This window comes from Pseudomonas sp. AC172 (assembly GCF_979258595.1).
Map to the genome: position 1 here is coordinate 607746 of NZ_OZ409868.1, position 12683 is coordinate 620428.

Sequence of the window (12683 nt, forward strand, 5' to 3'; positions counted from 1 at the left end):
AAATGACCGACAACAGCATCAACCAAGCCTTCGAAGCCGAATGCCGGGAACAGATTGCCCAGCAGGGTGACGACCAGAAACTGACTGGCCTGGCCCGCGATTTCTTCAATGAATCGGCCAAGCACAAATACAGCTACCACTTCTCGTGGATGGGCCGTCCGATCATCCAGCTGCCACAAGACATGATGGCGATGCAGGAGATCATCTGGCAGGTCAAACCGGATCTGGTCATCGAGTGCGGCATCGCCCACGGCGGTTCGATCATCTACTACGCCTCGTTGCTGGAGCTGCAAGGCCACGGCGAAGTGCTGGGCATCGACCTCGACATTCGCCCGCACAACCGCGAAGCGATCGAAAGCCACCCGATGGCCAAACGCATCAAGATGATCGAAGGTTCGAGCATCGACGCCGGCATTGCCGCTCAGGTGCAGGCTGCAGCGAAAGGCAAGAAAGTCATTCTGGTCCTCGACTCCAACCACACCCACGATCACGTCCTCGAAGAGCTGCGTCTGTACGCACCGCTGGTGTCGGTCGACAGCTATTGCGTGGTGATGGACACCGTGGTTGAAGACATGCCGGCCGATTTCTTCCCGGATCGTCCATGGGGCCCGGGCGACAACCCGAAAACCGCCGTGTGGAAATACCTGGAAGAGAACCAGGATTTCGAGATCGACCAGCAGTTGCAGAACAAGCTGCTGATCACCGTGGCGCCGGACGGCTATCTGCGTCGCGTCCGTTAATTCGCAACATCACCAAGCGTTGTTTCGGCGAGTCGCCGGTTGTGGAGAGAAGTTATGCAAGGCAAGTACAGTACTGAAATGGCGCTACCGCTCGAAGAGCTATTGACCGTCGTCCTGATTACTCACAATCGGCCGGCTTTTTTGCGCCGGGCGGTGAAGTATTACAGCAGCTTGCCCTGCAGAATCATGGTGCTCGATTCGACTCTGGATCGACCTGAAGGCGACTTTTCCGCTGTCGACTATCACCACGTGCCGCAGTTCGCGTACTGGGGCATGCAGGCCAAACTGGCCTATGGTGTCGAGCATCTGACCACGCCGTACATGGTGCTGGCGGCCGACGACGACTTCATCCTGCATGATTCGCTGGCAGAATCGGTCGGCTTCCTGCATGCCAATCCTGATTACGGTATGTGCCACGGCTATTGCCTGATGTACCTGTCATTGGCCCATGGCGTGAACTACTACCGCCGCGACAAGAAAGTCCAGGAAGACTATGCGTCCGAGCGGGCGCAGGATCGTGTCCTCGATTACATGCACCAGTACATCCCGCCGTTCTACGCGGTAACCCGTACTGACCTGATGAAAAACTGGCACGCGGCGTTGCCGCCGGGGACTAATTTCCAGTGGCAGGAAATTGGTCACGTCTACTACCTGCTGGCGAGTGCCAAGGCGCGCATCCTGCCGATTCCGTACGTGGTGCGCGAGATCAACTACGGTGTCTCCGAGCACAATACCGATGTGTATCACTCGCTGACCTACGTCGACGCCAAATCGCTCGCCGAACGCGAGGCCTTTGCCGAATTCCTCGTCTCGCTGCCTACCGCTATCGAAGGGCTGGATGCCGGGCAGGCCAAGGCCTTTGCCCTGGAGAGTTTCGAGGCAATGGCCGACAGCCTGAAGTCCGGGCGGGCGTTGACTGGCGAGCTGATTATCGAGTCGACCTGGAACCAGGAACTGAAGGCGCCGGATCGTCGTTTTGGCCCGCTGCAGTATGTCGAAATGCCGTTTTACAACCAGGCATTCTTCGATCGTCTGGAGCAGTTCGAATTCATCTTGCACACGCTGCCGGCCGGTCGCATGCAACTGGAAGGGCTGGAAGGCGTGTGGACCCGTCAGGCGCACCTGTTGCAGGCGCGCAACAACGATACAGTGGAAAGTGTGCTGGACCGGTTGTGGCAGGCCCATGATCTCAATGCGTTTAGCCAGACCGTGGTCAAACGTCTGGCGGCGCAACTGGACATCGTCGGGGACGAGACCGCCGCGCAAGCCATGCACGAGTGGATCGCCCGCCTCGAAGCGCTGACGGTCGAAGATAATCAGCCGGCCTTCGATAAAATGAAGTCCGGTCGTCTGTTGCAGTGGCTGGCGGCTCGCGCGCCGGCAATCAAGCCACTCGAGTCGATCGGCCAACATCTGGCGACTGAAGGCGGTGGCCCGCAATTCGGCATTTTCGTGCTCGACCTGGACAACGACATCGACAAGTTGCAGGTAACGCTCGACAGCCTGCTCGAAGGTCACTGCAAAGCGTTCAGGGTGGTGGTGTTCACCACCGGTGAAGCACCGGCGGCGACGACCGCGCAAAACACCCTGCACTTTGTGCGTGTCACCCAAAGCAACGTCGTCGACAAGCTCAACCTCAGCGCTCAACAGTCGCCAAGCGATTGGTTGCTGCTGTGTGAGGCGGGTGACCAGTTCACCACCAGCGGCCTGTTGCGCGCCAGTCTGGAACTGATGTCCGCCGACGGCGTGCGTGCCGTTGCCACCGATGAAATCCAGCGCAAGGACAATGGCGCACTGGTTGACGTGTTCCGCCCGGGCTTCAATCTGGATCTGCTGCAAAGCGTACCGTCACTGATGGCGCGCCACTGGTTGATCCGTCGCGAAGTGTTGCTCGACGCCGGTGGTTATCAGGCTGACTTCAGCAAGGCGCTGGAATTTGACCTGTTACTACGCATCATCGAGCAGGGCGGCCTCGACGGCCTGGCGCACCTCGACGAGCCGTTGCTCATCACTCAGGCGGCGGAGCTGGAAGAAAACGCCCACGAACGTCAGGCGTTGCTGCGTCATCTGGGCAATCGCGGCTACAAGGCCAAGGTCACGTCGACGGCGCCGGGCACTTGGCAGATCGATTACCGCCACAGCGAACAGCCACTGGTGTCGATTATTCTGCCGGTCATCGACGATCTGCCGGTGCTGCGCCGCTGCCTGGAAGGCGTGCTGCTCAGAACCCGTTACAGCCGTTATGAAGTGTTGCTGGCGGCAAATGCCAATCAATCGGCAGCGGTCAACGACTGGCTGGGCACCCTGCGCCACGCCAAGGTCAATGTGCTGCGTGCCGATCAGCCACTGAGTGAGGTCGCGTTGTACAACGCCGCCAGCGAGCAGGCTCAGGGTGAGTATCTGGTGCTGTTGGCCGCTGACAGCGAGGTCGTCAATCCGAACTGGATCGATTCGCTGCTCAACCACGCCCAGCGTCCGGAAGTGGGCGTCGTCGGTGCCAAACTGGTCGACCGCGACGGCAACATCGCTCAGGCCGGTCTGATTCTTGGCCTCAACGATGGCGTGGGTTCGCCCTTCATCGGCGAAAAACACAGCGCAGACAGCTACATGCATCGTTTGACGGTCGAGCAGAATTACTCGGCCGTGTCGAAGGTGTGTCTGATGGTGCGCAAAGAGCTGTTCAACACCCTTGGCGGGCTGGATGAAGTGACGTTCGCCGAGGGTTATGCCGATGTCGATCTGTGCCTCAAGGCAGGTCAGTCCGGTTACCTCACCGTGTGGACGCCGTTGGTGCAGGTGCTGCATACCGGCGAGCTGCCACAGGCGCCGGAAGCACTGGCGGCATTGCGTGAAAAATGGAGCGGCGCCTTCGCCCAGGATCCGGCATACAACGCCAACCTGGCCCTGACCGGCAAAGGGTTCACCCTGGGTGAAAATGCCTCGATCAACTGGGCTCAGTTGCTCGCTTAAGCGTGCCGGACAGGAATCAGCATATGTTCAACGGTAAATCGATTTTCATCTCCGGCGGCACCGGCTCGTTCGGGCGCAAATTCATCGCCCGACTGCTTGAGCAATACCAGCCCAAGCGCGTGGTGGTGTTCTCGCGTGACGAGTTGAAACAGTACGAGATGCAGCAGACATTCAACGCACCGTGCATGCGTTACTTCATTGGTGATGTGCGTGACGCAGACCGTCTGCGTCAGGCCATGCGCGGCATCGACTACGTGGTGCATGCTGCGGCGTTGAAGCAGGTGCCGGCGGCGGAATACAACCCCACCGAATGCATTCGCACCAACGTCAATGGCGCGGAAAACATCATCGCCGCCGCCATCGATAACGGCGTGAAAAAAGTCGTGGCGCTGTCCACCGACAAAGCGGCCAGCCCGATCAACCTGTACGGCGCGACCAAGTTGCTCTCGGACAAATTGTTCGTCGCCGCCAACAATATTGCCGGTGAGCAGCAAACCCGTTTCGCCGTGGTGCGCTACGGCAATGTCGCCGGCTCGCGTGGCTCGGTGGTGCCGTTTTTCAGCAAGCTGATCACCGACGGCGCTACGGAGCTGCCAATCACCGATGAACGCATGACGCGGTTCTGGATCACCCTTGACCACGGCGTGCAGTTTGTCCTCGACAGCTTTGCGCGCATGCACGGTGGTGAAGTGTTCGTGCCGAAGATTCCGTCGATCCGCATTGTCGATCTGGCGCGCGGCATGGCCGAACAGCTGCCGCACAAGCACGTCGGCATTCGTCCCGGTGAAAAGCTCCATGAGTTGATGGTGCCGCTGGACGACGCGCGGATGACCCTTGAATTTGAGGATCACTACACCATCCAGCCGTCGATTCGCTTCACCAGCGTCGATGTCGATTTTGCCGTCGACAGACTCGGCGAGCAGGGGCGCGCCGTGAGCGAAGATTTCGAGTACCGCTCCGACACCAACCCGCATTTCCTTTCGGTCGGGCAGATCGCCGACCTGCACGCGAAGCTCTCGGCATGATTCCCTACGGTCGGCAGAGCCTCGATCAGGCAGACATCGATGCGGTCGTCGAGGTTCTGCAATCGGACTGGCTGACCCAGGGGCCGACCATCGAGCGCTTCGAGCAGGCGCTGGCCGAGCGTTGCCAGGCGGATTACGCCGTGGCGGTGTGCAACGCCACAGCGGCGCTGCACATCGCCTGTCTGGCCGCAGATCTGGGGTCGGGTGATCGCTTGTGGACGACGCCAAACACTTTCCTCGCTTCGGCCAATTGCGGGCGCTATTGCGGCGCTGAGGTCGATTTCGTCGACATCGATCCGCTGACCTGGAACCTTGATGCCTCCGCCCTGGCAGCGAAGCTCGATCAGGCCGAACAGGACGGCACTTTGCCGAAGGTGCTGGTGGCGGTGGCGCTTTCCGGGCAGAGCTGCGACATGCGGCGCATTGCTGAATTGGCCGAGCGCTACAACTTCACGGTGATCGAGGATGCCTCGCACGCCGTCGGTGCCCGTTACGCCGGGCGCCCGGTCGGCTGTGGTGAATTTGCGGCGATGACCGTGTTCAGTTTTCATCCGGTGAAAATCATCACCAGCGCCGAAGGCGGCATGGTGTTGACCAACCGTCCGCACCTGGCCGAGCGTCTGCAACGTCTGCGCAGCCATGGCATGACCCGTGATCCGCAGCAAATGACCGAACCCAGTCATGGCCCGTGGTATTACCAACAGGTCGAGCTGGGTTTCAACTACCGGATCACCGATATGCAAGCCGCGCTGGGCTTGTCTCAGCTGAGCAAGCTGGACGACTTCATCGCCCGGCGTCGCGAGCTGGCGGTGCGTTACGATCGTCTGTTGGCGTACTTGCCGGTAACGCTGCCCAGCCCTCAGGCTGAAGCAGAGTCGGCGTGGCATCTGTACGTGATTCGCTTGCAGACCGAGCGCATCGGCCTCAGTCATCGTCAGGTGTTCGAAGGCTTGCGCGCCGCCGGGGTTGGCGTAAACCTGCACTATATTCCCGTGCATTTGCAGCCCTACTATCGTGATCTGGGTTTTGCCGAGGGCGATTTCCCCGAGGCCGAACGCTATTACGCCGAGGCCATCAGCTTGCCGCTGTACCCGTTGCTGAGTGATCAACAGCAGGATTATGTAGTCGAGCAACTGCGTCGACTGACCGAATGAATGCCGCCGTGGCGGTGGGTGAGACTGAGTCATGCGTGATCTGAGCGAGCAGGAAAAATTCTGGCAGGGTGAGTTCGGCAACCAGTACGTTGAGCGCAATGTCGGCCAACCGCTGGTGGCGGCCAATCTCGCGCTGTTTGCCAAAGCGTTGAGCCGCGCCGGGCGTATTGAAAGCCTGGTGGAACTGGGCACCAACGCCGGCAACAATTTGCAGGCGCTGCGTCAGTTGCTACCGCGCTGTGAGCTGTTCGGCGTCGAGATCAATGACAGCGCCTGTGCTCAGGCGCGGGCGTTGAACATTGCGCAGATCTGGCATGGCTCGTTGTTCGATTTTCCGTGCGAGCGCCGCTACGACTTGACCCTCAGCAAAGGCGTGCTGATCCATCTGGCCCCTGAACTGTTGCCGACGGCTTATGCGCAGTTGTACGCGTTGAGCCAGCGCTACATTTTGATCGCCGAGTACTACAACCCGGCACCGGTGGAAGTGTCCTATCGCGGTAACAGCGGCAAGCTGTTCAAGCGTGATTTTGCCGGTGAGATGCTTGATCGCTATGCTGATCTGCAGCTGCTGGATTACGGTTTCGTCTATCACCGCGATGCGCAATTCCCGGCAGACGATGTCACCTGGTTCCTGTTGGAAAAACGTCCTTGAGCAACGTTGCAATCATCCCCGCACGCGGAGGCAGCAAGCGCATCCCGCGCAAGAATCTCTTGCCGTTCGACGGCGTGCCGATGATTGTCCGTTCGATCCGCACTGCGCTGGAGTCGGGCGTGTTCGATCAGGTCGTGGTCAGCACCGACGATGCCGAGATTGCCGATGTCGCACGGGCCCATGGCGCGCAGGTGCCGTTCCTGCGCCCGGCGGAACTGGCCGATGATTTCACCGGTACGGCGGCAGTGATCGTGCATGCCTTGCAGCAATTGCCAGCCTTCGATTTCGCCTGCTGTGTGTACGCCACGGCGCCGCTGTTACAGGCGCAATATCTGCGCCAGGGAATCGAGTTGCTTGAGCAGCACCCTGACAAGTCTTTTGCGTTTTCCGTGTGCAGTTTCGGTTTTCCGGTGCAGCGTGCGCTGACGCTGGACGGGCAGGGCGCGCTGACTGCGTTGTATCCCGAATTTCGCAATACCCGCTCGCAGGATCTGCCCGAAGCGTTTCAGGATGCCGGTCAGTTCTACTGGGGCCGCAGTGAGGCCTGGTTGCGTGGTGAGGTGGTTTATTCGCCGGCCAGTCTGCCGGTGGTTCTACCCCGGCACCTGGTGCAGGACATCGACACGCCCGAAGACTGGAAGCGCGCCGAGTACTTGTACGCCGCGCTCAAGGCGGGCGGAGAGCTGCAATGAGGGTGCTGATTCGCGCCGACGCCTCGCCGACCATCGGCAGTGGCCATATCGCCCGTTGCCTGACGTTGGCGCGGGTGTTGCGCGGGCAGGGCAGTCATGTCGCATTCGCTTGCCGGCAATTGCCGGGGCATCGGCTGGAGGCGTTGAGCGGCGAAGGGTTTGAAACCTTTGCGCTGCCCGATCTCTACCCCGCTGAAGATCCACAGCAAGCCATCGAATCGATGCTGCCGTGGCAGGCCGACATCGACGCATTGGGTCTGCTGCTGGCCGGCCATGCCGAATTCGACTGGATCATCGTCGATCATTACGGCCTCGATCATCACTGGCAAACCGCTGCACGCCGCTGGGCGCAACGCATCGCGGCGGTGGATGATCTGGCGACCCGACGCTACCGCGTTGATCTGTTGCTCAATCAGAATTTGTCCGGCCTGAGCGAAAACTACACACCTCTGCTGCCTGAAGGTTGCCGCACGTTGCTCGGCCCGCGCTACGCCATGCTGCGCGAAGAATTCAATTGCCCGGCCATCGAGATCAAACCCACAGCTCGCCGGGTAGTGGTGAATTTCGGCGGCTTCGATGCGGCGATGCAGACTCATCACGCGATGCTCGCCCTCGCTGATTTCAGCGAGTTGCAGGTGGACTTCGTTGCCGGTGCCGACAACCCGGCGTGGGCGCAGATGCAGGCCTTGGCCGAGACGCGGCCGAACTGGCGCCTGCACAGTTTCGTCACTGATTTCTACCAACGCATGAGCGAAGCCGATCTGTTTATCGGTGCCGGCGGCGGCACCAGTTGGGAGCGCGCGGCGCTGGGATTGCCGACGATTTGCATTGCTGTGTCGAACAACCAGCAGGTCAACGGCGAAGTCATGGCCGCAGCGGGAGCGCATGTGTTCATGGGCGCCCGTGAGCAGGTCAGTGTCGAGCAGTTGCGTGACGCTGTCGGCTTTGTCGTGGGCAATCATTTTCTGCGCCAGAGCCTGGCCGAGCGTTCGCGGCAACTGGTCGATGGTCGCGGCGCCGAGCGCGTCGCGGCAGCGCTGGCTGGCACGGTGCTCAAGCTGCGCCCGGCGACGCTGGACGATGCGCAGTTGCTGTTCGAGGGGCGTAATGCCGAAGCCGTGCGGCGCAGGTCGCCGCAGACTGGCGTGATCGATTGGGTGCAACACCTCAACTGGCTGACGGCAAGTTTGCGTAATCCGCAGCGGTTGCTGTTGATCGCCGAGGCGGACGATGGCGCCGTCGGTGTTGTGCGTTATGACCTGCGCGGATTTGAAGCCGAAGTCTCGATCTACTTGCTGCAAGGGCGTATCGGCCTCGGCTGGGGGCGGGCGCTGTTGACCCGTGGTCAGGTATTTGTCGCCGCGCACTGGCCACAACTGACAGTGATCAATGCCTGCGTCCTGCCGGACAATCTGCCCTCATTGAATGTATTTCGTGACGCCGGATTCACCCAGAGTGCCTGCGCGTTCACCCGTGTTTTGAAGGATCACCCCCATGACTAGTTTCAAGATTGGCCACCGCTCGATCGGTGCCGATGCGCCGCCATTCATCATTGCCGAGATGAGTGGCAACCATAACCAGTCGCTGGGCGTGGCCCTGCAAATCGTCGAAGCGGCGGCCAAGGCCGGCGCGCATGCCCTGAAGCTGCAGACCTACACCGCCGAAACCATGACCCTGGATCTGGCCGAAGGCGAGTTCTTCATCAAGGATCCGGGCAGTCTGTGGGCGGGTACTTCGCTCTACGACTTGTATGAAAAAGCCCACACGCCGTGGGAATGGCATGCACCGATTTTCGCTCGCGCAAAAGAACTGGGCATGCTCGCGTTCTCGACACCGTTCGATGACACAGCGGTGGATTTTCTCGAAAGTCTTGATGTGCCGGCCTACAAGATCGCCAGTTTTGAAAACACCGACCTGCCGTTGATCCGTCGTGTGGCCGCCACCGGCAAGCCGCTGATTATCTCCACCGGCATGGCCAGCATCGCTGAGCTGGATGAAACCGTGCGTGCCGCCCGCGAGGCCGGCTGCAAGGATCTGATCCTGCTCAAATGCACCAGCACCTACCCGGCGACGCCGCTCAACAGCAACGTGCGCACGATTCCTCACCTGCGTGAATTGTTCGGTTGCGAAGTGGGGCTGTCCGATCACTCGATGGGCGTTGGCGTGTCGGTGGCGGCGGTGGCGCTGGGCGCAACGGTGGTGGAAAAACACTTCACCCTCGACCGTTCGGCAGGTGGCGTCGATGCGAGTTTTTCGCTGGAACCGGCGGAAATGGCCAGTCTGGTGCTGGAAACCGAGCGTGCCTGGCAAGCCTTGGGCCAGGTGCATTACGGTGCCACCGAAGCCGAGCGCAAGTCGGTGGTGTATCGCCGCTCGCTGTACGTCACCGCCGACATGGCCGCCGGTGACACCTTTAGCGGGGACAACCTGCGCGCCATTCGCCCCGGTCTCGGTCTGCCGCCCAAGCACACTGACGCCGTCCTCGGCCGCCGCGCACGCGCGCCGATCAAGCGCGGTACGCCGCTGGACTGGTCGTTGGTCGAATAACCCGATCTGCACCGATTCGGCAAAATAGCGTGACCTGCGAGTCATAACGCGCATCTTCACTGTATTGTATTGATCGGGGAGATGGCGCCTGGCTCGTTTTCGATTCCAGTGATAGCCCTTTGCGCTCCCCGTGGCTGCCCGTTGTGGCGGCCGTTTTCTGTTTGTCGGCGCCCCTCGAAATCCTTGCGAGCGGTGGTCTTGGGCTGTTTTTTATTGGGAAGCCGTAATGATTGGCATAAAAAGCATTGCGAGCTACGTTCCTGTAGCCGGCGTGGACAATTACGCACAAGGTGCAAAATTCGAGAAGGATGAAGAATTCATCCTTGGCAAGATCGGCTCGGCGTTCCTGCCGCGCAAAGACGCTGAACAAGAAACCTCCGATCTGTGCGTGGAAGCGGCCAATGCGCTGTTTGCCAGCAACCCTGAACTGAAACGTGAATCGATCGACGCCTTGATCGTCGTCACTCAGAACGGTGACGAAGAAGGCCTGCCGCACACCGCAGCGATCGTGCAGGACAAGCTCGGTCTGCCGACCAACGTTGCCGCGTTCGACATTTCCCTGGGCTGCTCCGGTTATGTCTACGGCATCTACGCGATCAAGGGGTTCATGGAAGCCGCCGGTCTGAAGAACGGCCTGCTGATCACCGCTGACCCGTATTCGAAAATCGTCGATCCGGAAGACCGTAACACCACCATGCTGTTCGGCGATGCCGCGACGGCTACGTGGATGGGCGAAGATCCGACCTGGGCGCTGGGCAAGGCCAAGTTCGGCACTGACGGCTCCGGTGCGCCGCACTTGAAAGTCACCGATGGCGTGTTCTTCATGAACGGTCGTCAGGTCTTCAACTTCGCACTGCTCAAAGTTCCGGCACACTTGCACGAACTGCTGGATGATTCCGGTCTGAAGGCCGATGACATCGATGCCTTCTGCATTCACCAGGGCAGTGCAGCGATTGTCGATGCCGTGGCGCGGCGCTTCGAAGGCGAGCCGGAGAAGTTCATCAAGGACATGGTCGAGACCGGCAATACCGTGTCGTCGAGCATTCCGTTGCTGCTGGAAAAACACGTCATCGATTCCGACTGGCAGCGTATTGCGTTGAGCGGTTTTGGTGTCGGTCTGTCGTGGGGCTCGGCGATCATCTATCGTCCTTGAGCCGGATCAAAAACGGCGGATACAAAAATAGCGTTCAAGGTTAACCTTGAACGCTATTTTTTTGCCTGAAGAGGGAGCGCTAGGCGCCATGAGCGAGTTTTTTCAAGCCAATGCCGAGGTGTTGCAACGGCGCTGGCCGGCGCTGTTCGAGCGACTGATGGCTGAAGACAGTGCGGCCGTTCCAGCTCAATTGGTTGAGGGGCTTGGCTCGACACTGAGCATCAACGGCATTCAACTCACCAGCCGCCATGACCGCCTCCATGAAGCGCGGACTCAGGCGGCCAGCCTGCCCGACAAAGCGCAATTGCATGTTTATGGCACGGGCCTCGGTGATTTGCCCAGGGTGCTGCTTGAGCGCGAAGGGCTGCAGCGCTTGTATGTGCACATCCTCAACGGCGCGTTGTTTGCGCTGGTGGTGCAACTGCTTGATCAGCGTGAATGGCTGGACGATCCGCGCGTCGATTTGTTTTATGCCGGTGATCACGCCGATTTTTTCACGCCGTTTTTTGCCTTGCCTGCCGAGATGCTGCTGGCCGACGACTTCAACGCGAAAGTCCGTGATCGTTTGGTCAGTGAAGTGCACCTGAGTTTCAATAATCGGGATTTCGATCCGCAGTCGCCGGAGATTCAACAGCGTTTGCAGGCGTGTCTGCCGGTGCTGCTCGGCGATGCGGATGTGGCGCAGTTGTTCGGCACGTGCGCGGGTCGGGAAATCTACGTGATCGCCACCGGGCCAACACTGGAGCAGCATTACCAGCGTCTCGCTGCAATCCGCCAGCGCGCCGAACGCCCGTTATTCATCTGTGTCGACACTGCGTATCGACCGCTGCGCGAACACGCGATTGTGCCTGATCTGGTGGTGAGCATTGATCAGCGAATCAGTTTTCGTCATCTGCCCTTCGAGGAGTCCGACGGCATCCCGCTGGTGTATCTGCCGATGAGCGATCCGGCGGTGTTGAAGGCATGGAAGGGCAAACGTTACGGTGGTTATTCCGCAAGTCCGATCTACGCGAACTTGCGTGAGCAGCATCCGCGAGCGCAGTTGCACGTTGGCGGCAGTGTGATTCACCCGGCAGTGGATCTGGCAGTAAAGATGGGTGCCGCCAGCATCACGCTGTTTGGCGCTGACTTCGCCTTTCCGATGAACAAGACCCATGCCGGCTGGAACGACGGCGAGCTGGGGCCGCCGGTGAGTCAGGCGCGGCATTGGGTGCGCGATGGCCATGGCCAGCGGGTCAGCACGCAACTCAATTTTCGCGGTTATCTGTGCGTGCTGGAGCGTTACATTGCTGCGCATCCACAGGTCGGGTTTCTCAACAGCAGCCGCTCCGGGGCGCTGATCGCCGGAACCGCTTTCAACCCGGAGTTTGTGCAATGAGTGCGCTGAGTGTCTGTAAGGATGAATGTCGCCGGTGCGCAGGTTTGTTTCGCCTGGGTCGCGATGTCGAGGCGGCGCTGGCGATGGTCGATGTGTTTGAAAAGGCCCAGCAGTGTTTATCGTCTGCTTCTACAGAGGTGCAGCAGATGTGGGCGCAGTTGTTATTGCAAATGCTCGACTCTCAGGAACGCCAGGACTGGTTGGGGCTGGCTGACGCTATGGAGTATGAACTGGTGGATATGCTGGAAAGTGTCCCGGCCTGAGTGTGCCGACAGCACTGGCCCGCAGGTTTGCGCGACAGTCGGTTTTATGACGTCATTTATTCGCGGTGGATGGACTGCTAAGTCTTTGTTTTCTTGGGGGTGGCAGGGT

11 protein-coding genes are annotated in these 12683 nt (G+C 60.0%); all 11 read left to right on the plus strand.

Annotated features, from left to right (window positions below; genetic code table 11):
• The first annotated feature begins 2 nt into the window (after nt 1-2).
• Complete coding sequence (locus tag ACZ0A4_RS02845) at nt 3-740, plus strand: cephalosporin hydroxylase family protein (protein ID WP_093439633.1); 738 nt, start codon at nt 3-5, stop codon at nt 738-740.
• Nucleotides 741-794: 54 nt separating this feature from the next.
• Nucleotides 795-3710: a glycosyltransferase family 2 protein gene (locus tag ACZ0A4_RS02850; RefSeq protein WP_463572992.1), complete on the plus strand. Its 2916-nt coding sequence runs from the start codon at nt 795-797 to the stop codon at nt 3708-3710.
• 23 nt (nt 3711-3733) lie between these two features.
• Nucleotides 3734-4735 carry a UDP-N-acetylglucosamine 4,6-dehydratase (inverting) gene (pseB, locus tag ACZ0A4_RS02855; RefSeq protein WP_463572993.1) on the plus strand — a complete coding sequence of 334 codons (1002 nt, stop codon included), beginning with the start codon at nt 3734-3736 and terminating at the stop codon, nt 4733-4735.
• The gene (gene pseC / locus ACZ0A4_RS02860) at nt 4732-5889 is read left to right on the plus strand and encodes a UDP-4-amino-4,6-dideoxy-N-acetyl-beta-L-altrosamine transaminase (protein ID WP_463572994.1); all 1158 of its coding nucleotides are present in this window, start codon (nt 4732-4734) and stop codon (nt 5887-5889) included. Before pseB ends, pseC begins: the two co-directional genes overlap by 4 nt.
• A gap of 31 nt (nt 5890-5920) precedes the next feature.
• A complete protein-coding gene (locus tag ACZ0A4_RS02865; RefSeq protein ID WP_463572995.1) occupies nt 5921-6541 on the plus strand; it encodes a pseudaminic acid biosynthesis-associated methylase in 621 nt (206 codons plus the stop codon).
• Nucleotides 6538-7233: a pseudaminic acid cytidylyltransferase gene (gene pseF, locus ACZ0A4_RS02870; RefSeq protein ID WP_463572997.1), complete on the plus strand. Its 696-nt coding sequence runs from the start codon at nt 6538-6540 to the stop codon at nt 7231-7233. The genes ACZ0A4_RS02865 and pseF overlap by 4 nt, the downstream gene beginning before the upstream one ends.
• On the plus strand, nt 7230-8735 hold the full coding sequence (pseG, locus tag ACZ0A4_RS02875) for a UDP-2,4-diacetamido-2,4,6-trideoxy-beta-L-altropyranose hydrolase (protein WP_463572998.1): 1506 nt from the start codon (nt 7230-7232) through the stop codon (nt 8733-8735). Before pseF ends, pseG begins: the two co-directional genes overlap by 4 nt.
• Nucleotides 8728-9780 (plus strand): pseudaminic acid synthase, encoded by a 1053-nt coding sequence (pseI, locus tag ACZ0A4_RS02880; protein ID WP_463573000.1) that lies wholly within the window; start codon nt 8728-8730, stop codon nt 9778-9780. Before pseG ends, pseI begins: the two co-directional genes overlap by 8 nt.
• 226 nt (nt 9781-10006) lie before the next feature.
• The gene (locus ACZ0A4_RS02885; protein ID WP_095122707.1) at nt 10007-10933 is read left to right on the plus strand and encodes a ketoacyl-ACP synthase III; all 927 of its coding nucleotides are present in this window, start codon (nt 10007-10009) and stop codon (nt 10931-10933) included.
• A gap of 88 nt (nt 10934-11021) precedes the next feature.
• Nucleotides 11022-12311: a motility associated factor glycosyltransferase family protein gene (locus tag ACZ0A4_RS02890; protein WP_463573001.1), complete on the plus strand. Its 1290-nt coding sequence runs from the start codon at nt 11022-11024 to the stop codon at nt 12309-12311.
• On the plus strand, nt 12308-12574 hold the full coding sequence (locus ACZ0A4_RS02895; protein ID WP_463573002.1) for a hypothetical protein: 267 nt from the start codon (nt 12308-12310) through the stop codon (nt 12572-12574). Before ACZ0A4_RS02890 ends, ACZ0A4_RS02895 begins: the two co-directional genes overlap by 4 nt.
• The last annotated feature ends 109 nt before the right edge of the window (nt 12575-12683 follow it).